Here is a 15,590-nt window from a genome sequence, read left to right on the forward strand (position 1 = left end):
TATGTTAAAAATAGCACCGTCGATTTTATCCGCTGATTTTGCTCGCTTGGGCAGTGAAGTTGCGGAAGCTGCGGCAGGAGGGGCAGACTGGATTCATGTGGATGTAATGGATGGGCATTTTGTATCCAATATTACATTGGGTCCACCTATCGTTCAGGCTATTCGTCCGCATACGACTCTTCCCTTGGATGTTCATCTGATGATTGAGCATCCTGAACGTTATATTGGCGATTTCGTAAAAGCAGGAGCCGATATCATCACTGTTCATGCTGAGGCGTGTGTTCATTTGCATGGTGTCCTTCACTTGATCAAGCAGCAAGGCGCTCTGGCTGGAGTGGCTCTCAATCCGGGTACTTCACCATACGCGATCAAGGAAGTGCTGCCAAATGTAGATATGATTCTAGTGATGACGGTCAATCCTGGCTTTGGAGGACAGTCCTTCATTCCAGAGACGTTGAATAAAATCAGACAAATCCGTGCTTGGTTGAACGAATTGGGTCGTCCAGACGTACATATCGAGGTAGACGGAGGTATTGCGGAGGAGACGGCACCAGCCGTATTTGAAGCGGGGGCTAACGTGCTGGTGGCTGGTAGTGCGGTATTCGGCAGAGCAGACCGCGCAGCGGCTATTGCTACGATTCGGGACAGTGCAGCTCGTTTGTCCAAGTGAAGCTGACCGAAGCATTGTGGATGACTGTCGCGAGCATGGCGACGGGGTTGACCCTTAGCTGTTTCTCGCTTGTGAAGGCTCCTTGGAATGTCGTTCTTTCACTTTTGGCTGTTCTAGTTGTGCTGTTTTATTTTCGTAAAAATGAACGGCGTGGTTTACGAATAGGTTTTGTGGTGTGCAGCGTACTTTATTATATCCTGTTTATTTTCATACTCTCAGCATATCTCTATGTTCGCGGACTTGTCTGATGGTATAGCCTGGGATGGTTGTGCATAAATATGGTTACATGAGCGGGATTCTCATGTAGCCTTTTTTTGTGGGGTAACAACCCTTGACAGGTTGCATAAACTACAGAGAACGGATGCAGGAGGATGATGGGGAGGGTGAGGCATGAAGTTTTACACAATCAAGCTGCCAAAATTTCTGGGTGGATTCGTTAAAGCCATTTTGAATACATTCCAGAAAAACTGAATTCAACGTAATGTAAACACAGGATGTAGGATGAAAGCTAGAGGTACACAGGGCACGCTTCCCGGGCATAACAGATAGGTAGCTCGGTAGTAAAAGATAAGAACGCACGGGAAGGTGCCTGACATTTTGTTCTCCTGAACTAGGCGGATATTACTTTTCGAATAACCAAAAAAGCACCCGTTTAAAACGAGGTGCCTTTTGTTTATAACGATATTTTTTTACGACTACACGCGAGTCACTTTACCGGCTTTCAATGCACGAGTGCTGACATAAACGCGTTTCGGTTTACCGTTAACGAGAATGCGAACTTTTTGTACGTTGACGCCCCAAGTACGGCGATTACGGTTGTTAGCGTGAGATACGTGGTTACCGCTGCCAGGCTTTTTGCCTGTTACAGAACATTTACGAGACATGATTCCACCTCCTATTCTGAAAATAACCAAATTCCATATGGAACGGGTCTCTCTTCAGGCCGACTGGGTCAGCCGGACTTTGTAAGTCACTAACCTGAACAAAACAATACTTAAATATAATATCATAGTCAAAAAAGCTCCGTCAACTGATTCAAAAACTTTATTTATTTCTCTTTCGCATTATAGTACAATATGGGATAGTTATTGTTGCGATTATTTTGTATTTAAATGGAATGTGAATTCTTATTCCAGTCATGCCGGCGGTTCAGAGGCGGGACTATAGTTATCATTCCAGCCGATGATTTATTGTGGGGCAGTTGACTGGTTTTTCATTGTATATGACCTGTAGAAGAACAACCAGACGTGAGTACAAGAGCTTATGAAAGTGTGACATTCGTATTCGTCGTCTGGCTTTAGTATAATTTAATTGAACCTGTAGGCACAGTTGAATAAGGTGTGGTGAAGGTTGATAGTAAAACAAGTGTATTAAGCTAGGAAGGGGAATTCTCTTGAGTAATCGTTCTTTGAATGGAACAGATTTTACCGCAATGGTTTTAGCCGGGGCGGAACAATTACAGCAGCATGCGGAACATGTCAATTCACTAAATGTATTCCCGGTGCCAGACGGTGATACGGGAACCAACATGAATTTGACGATGAGCGCGGGCGTAACGGAATTAAAGAGGGGGGATTCTTCCTCCATCGGTGTCATGTCCGGCATATTATCCAAAGGTTTGCTGATGGGAGCCCGCGGCAATTCAGGGGTTATCCTGTCTCAGTTGTTTCGTGGCTTCAGCCGTTACGCTGCCCCATACGAGGAATTGAATACCCTTCAGTTCGCATCGGCATTGCAGAGCGGGGTGGATGCGGCCTACAAGGCGGTGGTTAAGCCGGTGGAGGGTACAATTCTTACCGTGGCGAAGGAAGCGGCCAGGCATGCTGTGTTTTTCTCGCGCCGGACGAACGATATCACGGAACTGATGGAAGAAGTGCTTGCCAAAGCGAAGGAAACGCTTGCCATGACGCAGGACATGCTCCCTGTACTGAAGCAAGTAGGAGTTGTAGATTCGGGTGGGCAAGGTCTTGTGTATATTTATGAAGGCTTTATGCAGCATCTTGGAAGCGGCTTGGTGACGTCTCCAATTGCAAAAAGTGATAATGCACGCCAGGTTTTTGCTCCTCACGTATCGGAGAGACCTACTGCTCCTGCAGTTGTTCCTTCCCCAGATGCGCCGATTTCTGCGCAAGCGAAGCTCGAAACGGATAATATTGAATTTTTGTATGATATGGAGTTTTTTATTAATCGACAACTGGGCGATGCGCAAGGTACCTATTTTGATGAGGAAGCCTTCCGGAAAGCGTTATCTGTAGATGGTGATTCTATTATCGTGATTTCAGACGATGACGTCATCAAGGTTCACGTGCATTCTAAGGCTCCTGGTGAAGTACTGAATTTGGCACTGCGTTACGGAGAAATTACACAGATTCGTATTTTAAATATGCGCGAGCAGCATCGTGATTTGTTGTCTGCGGGTATGGATGTTGCTCCTGAGCCTGAGTGGTTTGCTGAAATACCAACAGAGCCTGTACGTGAGGAAGAGCCGTCTGAGCCTCCCGCTCATGAACTGGCATCCTTTGGTTTTATAGCTGTGGCTTCCGGTGAAGGAATTGCTGATATTTTCAGAAGTTTAGGCGTCGATGTTGTCCTTGCTGGCGGCCAAACAATGAATCCGAGCACAGAGGACTTCGTTAATGCGGCCCGCTCGATTGCGGCTCAACATATTTTTATTCTTCCGAATAATTCCAATATTATTTTGGCGGCAGAACAAGCACGTGAACTGCTAGAGATGGAACGTTTGGTGTCGGTTATTCCGAGCAAAACAATTCCTCAGGGCATTGCGGCAGCATTTGCCTTCCAGGAGGAAGAGGCTTTTGAGGTAAATCAGGACAATATGCGTGACGCAGTCACCCGGGTGAAGTCTGGGCAAGTGACCTACGCGGTACGGGATACGACGCTTGATGATCTGCATATTACAGCAGGGCACTACATCGGTATTCAGGATTCCAAGATTGTTGCGACCGAGGAACACTTAATGGCAACGTCCCGCCTTTTGCTAGCGAAAATGCTGGTGAATGGCGATGAAATTGTTACTATTCTTACAGGTTCGGACGCGAATCAAGAAGACACAGATCAGCTTGTTGCATGGATTGAAGAAAATTATGCGGATGCTGAAGTGGAAGTTCATGAAGGTGGTCAGCCGATTTATCCTTATTTGTTCTCAGTGGAAACCTGATGTGCTTTTGCGCGTCCATGGAAGTCCACTACAAAAGGAGGTCTGACTGATGAGTAGTACCATCATTTTGACGGATAGCACGGCTGATATTCCATCGGAATTAGCAGACCGTCTCGGTATAGTCGTTGTACCACTGACAGTGATGTTCGGCAGCACAGCTTACCTGGACGGCATTGAGATGTCAGCGGCGCAGTTTTACAGCGAACTGGTGCGGGCTGATGAGCTGCCTACGACTTCACAGCCTTCACCAGCCCGTTTTTTGGAGACGTACACGACACTGTTGGAGCAATACCCTGAGAGTCAGGTTATCTCTATCCATTTATCCTCGGGTGTGAGCGGAACGTATCAGTCTGCTTTGCTGGGCAAATCCATGCTAGAGAAGCATGAACATAGAGTGACTGTGGTGGATTCCAAATCAGCTTCATACGGATACGGTATGCTAGTGGTTTATGCGGCAGAGCTAGCGGCAGCCGGGCACTCCCCGGCTGATATTGTTCGGGCTGTGGAACGTCGTGGAGAGCGCCGTTGTTTGTATTTCCTGGTGGATACCCTGCAATACTTACAAAAAGGCGGACGTATTGGTAAGGCAGCGGCAATGGTGGGCACGTTGCTTAACATTAAGCCGATACTTTCGATTGACAAAGAAGGCATTATTTATTCGGTTGATAAGGCGAGAGGGCATAAAAAAGCGACAGCGAGAATTATTGAACTACTGGAGCGGGACTTAAAAGGCCAAAAAATTAATATTGCTGTGGGTCATACGGCAGATCGCTCAGCGGCAGAAGCGTTCGTGGCTCAGCTGGCAGAGCATTTTGAGCTAGGAGATCGAATATATACTGAACTTGGCGCTGTGATTGGGACCCACGTAGGGCCAGGGACGATTGGCATTTTTGTGTGGCCGGCCGGAGATGAGAGGTAATATGCTGCAATTGGATCAAATACCTTTAAAACAAATACATGGCGTGAGTGCTCTCAAAGAGGGAGAGCTTCACGCTTTTGGCATTTTTAACATACAGGATATGCTGGAATATTATCCGTTTCGGTATGAAGATTACCGACTGCGCTCGCTAAGCGAAGTGAAGGACGGAGATAAGATTACGGTACAAGCCAAAATTATGGGCATTCCGGTGCTTCAGCGTTACGGGCGCAAATCAAGGTTGACTTGTAAATTGATGGCCGAGGATTGGATGTTTACCGCAACGTGGTTTAATCGGCATTTCATGAAGGAGCAGCTAACCTCAGGTCGTGAAATTGTGGTGACTGGTAAATGGGACCTCAAACGTATGCAGATGACTGTTGCAGATTCTGAGTTTCCTGATAAAGGAGTAGCCCGCTCGGGGACACTTCAACCGGTGTACTCTATAGGCGGCAAGATCACCCAAAGCTGGATGCGAAAAATAATGAACCAGACGCTCCAGCAGTTTGGTGAAATGATCCCCGAAATATTGCCTGAGTTGCTTGTACGCAAATATAGTATGATGCCGCGCAAGCAGGCTATTGCGGGTATACACCAGCCTCAGGACAACCGCGAGGGGCAAGAGGCTCGTCGGCGGATGGTGTATGAGGAACTGTTTTTATTTCAGTTGAAAATGCAGGCATTCCGGGCGTTAAATCGCGGTCGTGCGGACGGGGTGGTACATACGGTGGATAACGCCACGATTCGTGAATTTGTAAGGGCTTTGCCTTTTGAATTAACGGATGCACAGAAGAAGGTAGAGCTTGAAATACTGCACGATCTACGCTCACCTTATTGTATGAACCGTCTGCTTCAGGGGGATGTTGGGTCAGGTAAAACAGTTGTTGCTGCCATCGGTTTATTTGCCACAGTACGTTCCGGTTTTCAGGGAGCGCTGATGGTGCCAACCGAAATATTGGCCGAGCAGCACATGCGATCGCTTCACAAGCTGTTTGAGCCCTTTGGAATCAGCGTTGGTCTACTGACTGGGAGTACAACCGGGAAGAAGCGTAAGGAACTGCTAGCTGCTCTCCAAATGGGTCTGCTGGACATTGTAGTAGGCACCCATGCTCTCATTCAGGAGGATGTATATTTTCGTCAGCTTGGGCTTGTTGTAACGGATGAGCAGCATAGATTCGGAGTGAACCAGCGAAGTGTACTGCGTCGCAAAGGCTATAATCCCGATGTGCTGACGATGACGGCCACACCGATCCCTCGTACGCTGGCCATCACTGCGTTTGGCGATATGGATGTTTCTACGTTGTCAGAGCGGCCGAAGGGGCGTATTCCAATTTCCACCTATTGGGTGAAGCACGAACTGATGGATCGGGTACTTGGTTTTATTTCCCGCGAGGTAGACCAGGGACGGCAGGCTTATCTGATTTGTCCGTTGATTGAAGAGTCGGAGAAGCTAGACGTACAGAATGCCATCGATTTGCATATTCAAATGCAACAGGCTTTTCCACATTACCGCGTTGGGCTATTACATGGACGAATGACTCCCGCAGAAAAGGAAGAAGTTATGCGTTCTTTCTATGCGAATGAAATTCAGTTGCTCGTTTCAACGACGGTTGTGGAGGTAGGGGTAGACGTTCCCAATGCGACACTAATGATCATTATGGATGCGGATCGTTTTGGACTATCCCAGTTACATCAATTACGTGGACGAGTCGGACGGGGTGCACATGCCTCGTATTGCGTATTGATCGCTGACCCTAAGTCGGAGGTTGGTCAGGAGCGGATGAAGGTTATGACCGATACGGACGATGGTTTTGAGGTGGCTAGACGCGATCTGGATTTGAGGGGGCCGGGTGACTTTTTTGGTACCAAGCAGAGTGGGCTACCCGAGTTTCGTTTAGCAGATATGGTAGCGGATTTTGAGGTGCTGGAAAAGGCGCGTGAGGATGCAACTGATCTGATCAAGGATGCGTCCTTTTGGACATCTCCGCAGTATGAAGCATTGCGCGGTTATTTGCAAAAAGAGCAGATTTTTCAGGGGGATCTCATCGATTAATCCACCATGAATTATGAGATTGTTTTAAACGTTTTAAACAGATAGGCACAATGGACAGGCTGGCCGTCATATATTTGGGAATGACCGAATGATATGGGAGGTGTGGCAACATTGAGCTATCAGCAATATGGAATCAGTCCGCAACTGGTGGAGCGGATTAAGTTGAAAATGAAGAATCGTGCGCTCAAGGAGCGGGTTAAGCAGCAGATTGAAGGTGTGACTAAAGCGGACCTGCAAAATAAAGCTAAGGTGCGTCATCTTGTGAAGTCCACTTCTGCTATTTTAAACGAGCGTTTGACGGCTGCGCAGGAGGAGCAATTGACCGCCTTCGTATTGGCACAAAAAATTGATCCGTCCAATACATTTCATCTAATCAAGCTGTGGGGAATGTTCCGTTGATTGCTATTTGAAGAGGTGCTTCAAAGCGTTCTCCATGTTTTTTTGTGAAGCACAGATAAAAAAAGGATTGCCTGATATCAGGCGATCCTTTTTGGTTTGTTTTAGTTCATTCCCCGGGCAATAGCTAGTGTGCACTTATCATGAGACTTTTTATTTGTAATGACCGCCAATTTTGATAGAGCGTTCCATGGCCTGCCCGGCATCTGTTAACGATGATGCTCGCATGATGATGGACTGACCATACCGATCCTTTAAAGTGTCCGTCACCTTTTCCAAAGCACGGGATCGCTCCTGATCCTCAAATAAATCCAACTGATATAGTTGATCATCCACCAATCCGCTTAAAGTAACCCCTGCGCGCTTCACGGGCATATGATTCCAAAAAGTATAAAAGATTTTTTTAACGGTTTCATATACTTTTTGGGTATGGTTTGTAGGATCGGGTATCTTCATTTGTCGGGAGAACCCAGTTGGTGCCTCGTAGGGACTGCATATACAATGAACAGTCACAACTGAGCCCATATATCCTTTGCGGCGGGCGTCCCGACACACCTCTTCTGTTAGTTCAAGCAGGATGGTTTCCACTTCCGCAGGCTGGAGATAGTCGCGGGGAAGAGTCATCATATGACCGATGGATTTGGGAGGTGTATTAAATGTTTCCGGCTTGACCGGGCTGTGATCGATCCCGTTAGCAGTCCGCCATATCACCTCTGCCTGAATATCGGACTGCTTGCCGAAATGAGACCGGAATCTGTCCTGTAGCCGGGGTAAGGGGGTACGTGCGATATCTCCAATGGTGTGTAGTCCAAGCTTCTCCAAATGCCGTTCCATACGCGAACCAATGCCGAACATAAGACGTACTGGCTGAGGCCACAGCAACGCTGCAATATCGGATGTAGGCAACAAGAAAATGCCACTGTCATTTTTTTTAGCCCATATATCTGTCGCGGTTTTAGCCAGCATTTTGTTGGAGCTGATGCCAATTCGAATCCATACTCCTGTTTGTGCCAGTACCTTTTGCTGAATTTCACTTGCAATACTCACCGGATCTCCGAACAGAGAGAGACTTCCGCTCATATCCAGAAACTGTTCATCAATGCTGAAAACTTCAACCAAATCCGTATATTCATTATAGATTTCTGTTATTTTTAATGAGACATCGATATAATGCTGCATACGCGGGCGTACAATGATAAGGTCAGGACATTTTTTCACCGCTTCTCCCAGACGTTCTGCTGTAGATATACCGTATTTTTTGGCCAGCGGACATGCAGCTAAAATAATGCCTGAACGAAGTGCAGGGTCACCGGCCACAACGAGTGGCTTATGTTGGTATTTGGGATCATCTGCTTTTTCGATGCTGGTATAAAAACTTTGGCAGTCCGATAAGAATATGGTTCTATTTCTGCGTTCCTTCAAAAATTCGACCTCCTCTCCTGATAGGTGTTGATCATCCTACCAAAATATTCTTGAATGTATACTCTTATAGTAGTATTATATACAGAACAAGTGTTCCTAATACAAATGTATTTTTTGGAACGTTAGAGTTTACGTAAAACCTAACATGGCGTATCATAATATCTTGAGCAAAAACAAGTGGAAATGAATGAATATTGAGGGGAGAAAACCATTTTTATGAACCCAAAACGTCGACCATCATCTCAAAAACGCAGTAGGTGGCGTATTTTTGGCAGAGTTTTGCTAATTAATATCAAGTGGTTCTCGTTTGCGGGTGTACTTGGATTGCTATTTGCTGGAGGTCTTATATCCGGCTATGTAGCGGCACTGGTTCATGATGAACCTGTACGATCACGTCAGTTGATATATGAAAAGGTAAATGAGAACGCTCTGACCAGCTTTGTATTTTTTAATGATCAGGTAACTCCGGTTGGAAGAATGCGCATGGAGGAGGATCGACAGCTCGTTGATCTGAAGGATGTCCCTCAGTCGATTGTGGACGCCCTCATTTCAACGGAAGACAGCCAATTTTATGAGCACCGTGGTGTGGATTTAAAGGGAACAGCTCGTGCCGTTAAGCAGAAGCTTTTGAATGAAAACCGCCAAACAGGCGGCAGCACACTGACGCAGCAGGTAGCCCGAAGGGTTTTTCTCAGTCTGGATAAGACGGACAGCCGCAAGGTGAAGGAAATGCTGCTAGCATTGCGTATGGAACGGTTTATGGGCAAGGATAAAATATTAACGGCTTACTTAAACAAAATGCCTTTTGGTAATGGTTCCGCTGGTTACAATTTATATGGAATCAAGTCTGCTTCGTTAGGAATTTTCAATGTAAGTGATCTACATAAGCTTCATAGTGCTCAGGCGGCTTATTTGGCAGGTCTCCCGCAACTGCCATCTGTTTATTCCGCTTTTGATGGTAAAGGGAACTTTGATGAAGAAGGCTTCAATAAAGCGATGGAGCGTCAGCGTGTCGTGTTGGGAAGAATGCTGGCAACAGGTAAACTTACGCTATCCGAATATAATGAGGCGCTTCAATTTGATGTGAAAGCCACTCTTGCGCCACATCGCGAAAAAAGTTATAACACATTCCCTTATTTGATGCTGGAGACAGAGCGGGAAGCGGCCCAATTGTTAGCGCTCCAGCAAAATCCGGATATCACGCCAGCCGAAATTTCCAAGCCTGAGCATGCCGAGCTTCTTCAAAATACGCGAGAAGAGTTGCAAAGGTCCGGATATCGAATTTATACAACGATAAATAAGAAAATTTATAATAATATGCGGCAGATTGCAGCCAATCCACAAAACTTTTCTCCATACAGTAAGAAGAAGGGATTAGAGCAGATTGCAGCAATCATGATTGATCATAAAACAGGGGCTGTACTTGGTATGATCGAGGGCAGAGATTTTAATACCGAGCAAATGAACTATGCAACTCAAATGACACGTCAGCCCGGTTCTGCCATGAAGCCTATTGCTGCTTATTTACCTGCTTTGGAAAAAGGCTACACTCAGCCAGCCGGTCTTATTGATGATTCACAAATCATATTGAAAGACGGACGTAAAGGTTATCATATTCCTAAAAATTATAACAGACGGTACGAGGGGCTTATGACAGCCCGTGAAGCACTCAATCGGTCAATCAACATCCCTGCGCTGAGGCTGTTCTTATATGAAGTTAAAATTCCTAACGCTTGGAATTTTGTGCGTTCTCTTGGAATTACGACCATTCAGTCGCAGGATGAACATGCACAGACAGGGGTTTTGGGTGGACTAAGTAAAGGGGTATCCGTCGAGGAACTGACCGCAGCATATGGAACGATTCCCAATATGGGTGTATATAATGCACCTCATCTGATCAGCAAAATTACGGATGCCAACGGGAAGATCGTATATGAATTTAAACCGCAGACGAGACGTGTATATTCGCAGCAAACCGCATTTTTGATGACGGATATGCTCAAAACGGTTATATCAGATCCGAGGGGAACTGGCAAACGTCTGCAAAATGCTTTTAAAAGCTATGGTGACATTGATATCGCCGGTAAAACCGGTACGACACAAAACTTTGGTGATGTGTGGTTTATGGGGTATACACCTGACGTTACACTAGGCGTCTGGGCTGGTTACCGCCAACAGGTTAATACACTATCTCAAGAAGGCCATTCCAGAGCACAGTCAGTGTGGGCACTGATCATGAATGAGGCGGTCAAGGACCAGCCTGAGCTTTTTAAGAATAAGCACTTTATACAGCCGGAAGGTGTTGTAAGAGTTACGGTTTCTAGCCTTACAGGTAAGCTACCAGGGCGTTATTCCCGTCAATCGGGTCAACTCGTGACTGACTGGTTTAATCAAAAATATGTGCCTACCGAGGTTGGAAGAGAACAGATTCCGCGTTCTGCTAGACCAGTGGTCCCATCCAAACCAGATATCAAGGAAAAAGCAGTCCCAGAGGTTGAGGTCCCTGCAATAGATCAAGAGAAAATTCCACCAGAGGAAACGGATCCTGCTATTCCTGACGCAGACACAGAGGTAGATATGCCTGATGAGAACAACGATGTGCCATCAACAGATACTTCGCAACCTTCTGTTGAAAATGAACAGGAGACTCCTTCTGAATCGGAAAGCCAGAGTGAGACTCCAAAAAACCAATCTGATGAAGTTACTTATCCAGAAATAATATCTGATCAACCCAAAAACTAAGCGACAGGAACGGTTTAGTTTAAAATGCCGTTCCCAACAATGTCTACAGTGACCTGCGGATGAAAACGAACATTGGGGTATTCTTCATTCCAATCTACACTTTTCCATACTACTGGATGATGAGCGATCAACTGTCTGTCTACGCCAAAGGCATCACATCCATTTTCCTGATTGCTTTGAGGATCATCTACAGTCTCTAGCGTTTGCGACAACACGCCTTCAGGAGTGAGATCATAAGCCGATGCATTTGCCAATCGGGCATCCTTCAAATTGTTCTGATCCCAGCAGCCTGTTATAAACATGAGTAGAGCCAGCATTCCAAGCGCTCTGCTCTTTTTTATGTTTCAGGTCCCTCCTTTTTTTTGAAGAGATAGGATAGAATTAGCAGCAGAAAAAGGGAACACAATTAGGGGGAAATAAGTAAAATTATTGGGCGTAGAACCAATTCCTAGTTATTATTTGATGATATGCGCCAGCTCTAATGGCAAAATAGCTGGATGAAAAGTAATCGTCGCAATGTAAATGGCAAGCAGCGTAAAAGCGATTAAAAAGCTCGTCATTCGAATCGTTCTTAGAAATGAACTAATAATCCAACGAGCGTGATAATCGTCTGGGCTTTGGTAAAATGCAGAAAAAGAGATGGGAGCTATTAGAGTAGTTGGGCTACCATCAGCCAAAATCGCAATCCGTCCCTCCATTAGATTGGCGGTCACACCATCCGGTCGTTCCGTCTGAGCTATTGAGGGAAGAGAATAAGAATTGTCCTCCTTAAATTCTTGAATAAAACCGGCAGGGAGCGCCATATCGGAGGAGATTGCTTTAATTCTCGTTTTCACTGCTTTCACCAGCTCAGGATTAGCCAAGTCTTGAACATAGACAATAACGATTTTAGTTCGGGTTTTAGATCCCACATAAAGTAGCGTACAACCAGTGACGGGGTGACAATTTGTTTGCGAATCAGATTCAGATTGATGGATAACTGCTCAAACATTTCTGCTTAATTCAACGGAAGCTGCGTCATGTCCAGCCAAGAAAGCACCCCCTTTTGGATGAGATAGGCATAATGTGTGCCAAATGGACTGAGTTTATCCATGATCTGGTGACTTATCCATTCTTGAATCACCAGATTACAAGGAGGCTTAATCTTACGTCGGATCAATTCCTAGATAGTGTCCCAGTTTCCGCCGGACCTCGCTGCGAGCAAAGGATGAAAGCATGAAAAATCGCCTTTGATAGCCACGGCATGCATACAAAACCTCTACGCCTTCATGATTTCGGATTTCGCTGTAAATTTTAATTCCTAGTGTTTTCATTCGCGCTTTTGTCTCTGCTAATTGAACAGCTACGCGCTGTTGTACTCCAGTCAGGCTACGAACATACAAATCGGGCATTTTTAGAGGAGAGGTATTTATAATACGAATGTCTCGTTCCAGCACATCCAGAACAAGAGTTAAAAGTACACACATCTTGACCAGCCCTGTGTCTTCTTCAGAAGGTAAAGGAGCTTTGCTCTTGTGGTTCAGTATCTTTTGGCTTGGCATAAAAATCTCCTTTACTCCGAGTAAGAATACAATATATAATCAGTATATAGAACGTATGTTCTATTTATACCTCATCATAGGAATTTTTCCATGGCTAAAGCAATCATCAATTATTGGAAAAGTGATGGGGAGCGATACCCATGTGCCATTATGTAAAGAATCTTACGTTTATCGCCAATGACAGTCAAACAGAGTTTATGTTAAGCTAATGGATAAAAACTTACATAAAAGGGGAGATCGTTCTGACTGCGGTCAGCCTTTACTATTTAACTTAAGAAGTGGAGAAAGAAGGTATACATATTGTCACGTTCGTTATATGCAGCTTTATTACTGTTGAGCCTCATTTGGGGCGGTTCGTTTATGTTTATCAAGGTGTTGTTGCTACATCAGGTAGGGCCGTGGACTATTGTATTTCTCAGGTCCAGCTTTGGGCTTATTTTTATTGTCTTGTTAATGATACTTATGCGCAGGCCGTTTAAAATCAAAAGCATTCCGTGGAAATCGGTTACTCTGGTAGCTTCGGTCAACATGGTCTTGCCATGGACATTGATCGGTTTTAGCGAGACCAGAATAGCTAGCAGCATGGCTTCTGTATTGAATGCTACCACGCCCATATGGACCATGTTGGTGGGGCTTGTTTTTTTCGGAGCTATTTTTCATCGAATGCAGTGGTTAGGAATGGGTCTCGCTTTTGTAGGAATTATTATTTTATTGGGTATTAATCCTGCATCTATTATTTCTGTTGATCCTGTGGGTTTTGGGTGTATGCTGCTTGCGACTCTTTGCTACGGATTTGGAACACAGCTCTCCAAACGTTTTCTTTCCAATCTTTCCATGTATCAGGCTACCTTTGCGACACTGCTTGGTGCGGCGGTAGGGGGTGGCATTATGATGGCAATGGTGGAGAGACCTGATTTGTCGATTGTTTCTGATTCAGGTGTATTGGGTTCTCTTATAGGACTGGGAGTTTTGGGATCAGGAGTAGCATATATTTTGTTCAACTACATGATTTTGCGGGGGAGTGCGGAATTTGCTTCTTCGGTGACGTATTTTGTACCAGTAAGTGCCATTGTATGGGGCTTTTTGCTCTTGAATGAACATATCGGCTGGAACGTTCTAACCGGGCTGGTCCTTATACTTGGAGGAGTGTTTATGGCCAATCAGCGTAGAACCGCCAAATTAAGTGGATAATAATCTAAACAAAAATAAAATACGATTTGGGTTATATTAAATGTACATTCGCCAAACCTTCGGTATAATGCGTTAATTCACACATACAATAAAGCATGCTCACACATAAAATAAAATATGGTGCAGCAAAAAAGCAAGCTGTTTAGCAGGTGACAAGGTGTGGTATAATAAATTATAGAATTATATGTACCACAGAAATGTCGGAGTTTTATTCCACAAAAGAAAGGATCAGGATACCATGTGTCCCCGAAGGATACTTCCCCAAAGGACGATTTGGAAACGATTTGATCTGTCTTATACTTAGCTTTTCCGCGGAGTAACGTCAAGTTGCGAAAGCCAACTCTGCGGAAGAGGGGATTGTACATGCGAAGGACCAAGTCCTCCAGGCACATCTTACCTGGTAGTTTCCGTAAGAGTGGGTTCATCCACATCAAACTTACGAGAAACCGAGGGAGCCTGTATGAGGAAAACTTACGAATCTATCGTGAACAATGGAGCATTGAGACAGATTGCTGTCATGTTGCTCGGAACATGCATTTTAGCTTTTACGTACTATCACATTAATGCCCAAAATCATTTGTCAGAAGGCGGATTTGCAGGCTTGGCCCTGCTGGGACATTACGCGTTTGGTATATCTCCAGCATGGAGTATGTTGCTGCTTGATATTCCCGTCATATTGCTGGCATGGGTACTGAAGGGCAAAAGATTTATGCTGCTTGCGTTAATCGGAGCCGTCGCTTTTTCACTGTTTTATGCAGGATTTGAGAAGTATTCGACTCTGGTTATAGATCTACATGGAAATCTGCTGATAGCTGCTCTACTTTGTGGGGTGCTTACAGGTTTGGGAGCCGGAATCGTACTGCGATTCGGTGGAGCAACCGGGGGCGATGATATCTTATCTCTGCTGATCAGTGAGTGGCGCGGGTGGAAAATCGGCAACGTGTTTATTGTCAGTGACATCATCGTACTGGGATTATCACTATTGTATCTGCCTATGAAGGAAACAATGTTTACAATACTGGCTGTGTGGCTTGCCGGAAAAATAATTACATGGACGACCACGTTCCAACTGCACCGACCTGTGAAAAAGGTACTGCCAGCGGCTATACCCGCTAAAAAGGTGGTTGCCAAAACAGTGCCGGTCGTCCACAGCCTTCGTCAATAAGGAAAGGGTGTTACGTTAGGAGAGAAATCTTCTTACGTAACACCCTTTCGCTGTATTCAGCTTCTATCAGGAAGGTTTTAAAGTAGACTGAATGCGTCCGTTTTATATTTTTTCTACTGTTTCTCATCTTGCTCGGCTGGATGATTATCGTTCCATTCCTCGGCTTGGGAAGTGGCAATCGCAATCGAGCGACCTTCTTCATAGCCGTCACGGAGTAGAGCGTTAGCAATATCAACGGCTTTTTCTCGCACACGAGGTTCCAGGTTTTTCATGGATGGAGGGTAATCATGTTTGTCCCAAGGCATAGTTGCACACT

General features: G+C 45.3%; 15 protein-coding genes. 9 read left to right on the top strand and 6 right to left on the bottom strand.

The annotated features are described in order from the left end of the window. Position 1: 1 nt before the first annotated feature. A complete protein-coding gene (gene rpe / locus ACEN8J_RS07005) occupies positions 2-670 on the top strand; it encodes a ribulose-phosphate 3-epimerase (protein ID WP_029517208.1) in 669 nt (222 codons plus the stop codon). Positions 671-1,060: 390 nt separating this feature from the next. Beyond that, the gene (gene spoVM, locus ACEN8J_RS07010; protein ID WP_010345573.1) at positions 1,061-1,141 is read left to right on the top strand and encodes a stage V sporulation protein SpoVM; all 81 of its coding nucleotides are present in this window, start codon (positions 1,061-1,063) and stop codon (positions 1,139-1,141) included. A 224-nt stretch (positions 1,142-1,365) separates the two neighbouring features. On the opposite strand, the gene rpmB is transcribed toward spoVM, so the two are convergent. Continuing rightward, positions 1,366-1,554 (bottom strand): 50S ribosomal protein L28, encoded by a 189-nt coding sequence (rpmB, locus tag ACEN8J_RS07015; RefSeq protein ID WP_013310881.1) that lies wholly within the window; start codon positions 1,552-1,554, stop codon positions 1,366-1,368. Positions 1,555-2,063: 509 nt separating this feature from the next. On the opposite strand from rpmB, the gene ACEN8J_RS07020 reads away from it, so the two are divergent. The 4 genes from ACEN8J_RS07020 to ACEN8J_RS07035 all read left to right on the top strand — a co-directional run bounded on the left by ACEN8J_RS07020 (position 2,064) and on the right by ACEN8J_RS07035 (position 7,216). Next, positions 2,064-3,848: a DAK2 domain-containing protein gene (locus ACEN8J_RS07020; protein WP_340885805.1), complete on the top strand. Its 1,785-nt coding sequence runs from the start codon at positions 2,064-2,066 to the stop codon at positions 3,846-3,848. Between the two features lie 49 nt (positions 3,849-3,897). After that, a complete protein-coding gene (locus tag ACEN8J_RS07025) occupies positions 3,898-4,767 on the top strand; it encodes a DegV family protein (protein ID WP_495594374.1) in 870 nt (289 codons plus the stop codon). Position 4,768: 1 nt separating this feature from the next. After that, positions 4,769-6,817, top strand: coding sequence for an ATP-dependent DNA helicase RecG (gene recG / locus ACEN8J_RS07030; RefSeq protein ID WP_165150238.1), 2,049 nt, complete (start codon positions 4,769-4,771; stop codon positions 6,815-6,817). A gap of 111 nt (positions 6,818-6,928) precedes the next feature. Further along, entirely contained in the window at positions 6,929-7,216 is a 288-nt protein-coding gene (locus ACEN8J_RS07035; protein WP_013310877.1) for a stage VI sporulation protein F, read from the top strand. Positions 7,217-7,366: 150 nt separating this feature from the next. Here ACEN8J_RS07035 and ACEN8J_RS07040 read toward each other — a convergent pair whose 3' ends face one another. Then, positions 7,367-8,635: a DNA polymerase IV gene (locus ACEN8J_RS07040; protein ID WP_029517212.1), complete on the bottom strand. Its 1,269-nt coding sequence runs from the start codon at positions 8,633-8,635 to the stop codon at positions 7,367-7,369. 216 nt (positions 8,636-8,851) lie between these two features. Between ACEN8J_RS07040 and ACEN8J_RS07045 the strand changes: the two genes are divergently transcribed. Beyond that, positions 8,852-11,377 (top strand): transglycosylase domain-containing protein, encoded by a 2,526-nt coding sequence (locus ACEN8J_RS07045; protein WP_495594375.1) that lies wholly within the window; start codon positions 8,852-8,854, stop codon positions 11,375-11,377. A 14-nt stretch (positions 11,378-11,391) separates the two neighbouring features. Here the strand turns inward: ACEN8J_RS07045 and ACEN8J_RS07050 are convergent, their stop codons facing one another. From ACEN8J_RS07050 to ACEN8J_RS07060, 3 genes are all read right to left on the bottom strand, one after another. Beyond that, positions 11,392-11,694 carry a Ger(x)C family spore germination C-terminal domain-containing protein gene (locus ACEN8J_RS07050; RefSeq protein WP_029517214.1) on the bottom strand — a complete coding sequence of 101 codons (303 nt, stop codon included), beginning with the start codon at positions 11,692-11,694 and terminating at the stop codon, positions 11,392-11,394. Positions 11,695-11,832: 138 nt separating this feature from the next. After that, positions 11,833-12,288, bottom strand: coding sequence for a spore germination protein (locus ACEN8J_RS07055; protein WP_029517215.1), 456 nt, complete (start codon positions 12,286-12,288; stop codon positions 11,833-11,835). 234 nt (positions 12,289-12,522) lie between these two features. Beyond that, positions 12,523-12,918 carry a YhjD family protein gene (locus tag ACEN8J_RS07060; RefSeq protein ID WP_495594376.1) on the bottom strand — a complete coding sequence of 132 codons (396 nt, stop codon included), beginning with the start codon at positions 12,916-12,918 and terminating at the stop codon, positions 12,523-12,525. A gap of 300 nt (positions 12,919-13,218) precedes the next feature. Between ACEN8J_RS07060 and ACEN8J_RS07065 the strand changes: the two genes are divergently transcribed. After that, the gene (locus ACEN8J_RS07065; RefSeq protein ID WP_029517216.1) at positions 13,219-14,109 is read left to right on the top strand and encodes a DMT family transporter; all 891 of its coding nucleotides are present in this window, start codon (positions 13,219-13,221) and stop codon (positions 14,107-14,109) included. Between the two features lie 460 nt (positions 14,110-14,569). Beyond that, positions 14,570-15,274, top strand: a complete 705-nt coding sequence (locus tag ACEN8J_RS07070) for a YitT family protein (RefSeq protein ID WP_029517217.1) — start codon at positions 14,570-14,572, stop codon at positions 15,272-15,274. 113 nt (positions 15,275-15,387) lie between these two features. On the opposite strand, the gene ACEN8J_RS07075 is transcribed toward ACEN8J_RS07070, so the two are convergent. Continuing rightward, on the bottom strand, positions 15,388-15,579 hold the full coding sequence (locus ACEN8J_RS07075) for a DUF2188 domain-containing protein (RefSeq protein ID WP_495594377.1): 192 nt from the start codon (positions 15,577-15,579) through the stop codon (positions 15,388-15,390). Between the last annotated feature and the right edge of the window lie 11 nt (positions 15,580-15,590).

The sequence above is a fragment of the Paenibacillus sp. Paensp38 genome, from assembly GCF_059491915.1.

Bases quoted from the DNA above. Each gene is read 5' to 3' on its own strand.
- ACEN8J_RS07045 (WP_495594375.1), top strand. From the start codon at position 8,852: ATGAACCCAAAACGTCGACCATCATCTCAAAAACGCAGTAGGTGGCGT.
- ACEN8J_RS07025 (WP_495594374.1), top strand. From the start codon at position 3,898: ATGAGTAGTACCATCATTTTGACGGATAGCACGGCTGATATTCCATCG.
- ACEN8J_RS07050 (WP_029517214.1), bottom strand. From the start codon at position 11,694: ATGCTGGCTCTACTCATGTTTATAACAGGCTGCTGGGATCAGAACAAT.
- ACEN8J_RS07075 (WP_495594377.1), bottom strand. From the start codon at position 15,579: ATGCCTTGGGACAAACATGATTACCCTCCATCCATGAAAAACCTGGAA.
- rpmB (WP_013310881.1), bottom strand. From the start codon at position 1,554: ATGTCTCGTAAATGTTCTGTAACAGGCAAAAAGCCTGGCAGCGGTAAC.
- ACEN8J_RS07070 (WP_029517217.1), top strand. From the start codon at position 14,570: ATGAGGAAAACTTACGAATCTATCGTGAACAATGGAGCATTGAGACAG.
- ACEN8J_RS07060 (WP_495594376.1), bottom strand. From the start codon at position 12,918: ATGCCAAGCCAAAAGATACTGAACCACAAGAGCAAAGCTCCTTTACCT.
- recG (WP_165150238.1), top strand. From the start codon at position 4,769: ATGCTGCAATTGGATCAAATACCTTTAAAACAAATACATGGCGTGAGT.
- spoVM (WP_010345573.1), top strand. From the start codon at position 1,061: ATGAAGTTTTACACAATCAAGCTGCCAAAATTTCTGGGTGGATTCGTT.
- rpe (WP_029517208.1), top strand. From the start codon at position 2: ATGTTAAAAATAGCACCGTCGATTTTATCCGCTGATTTTGCTCGCTTG.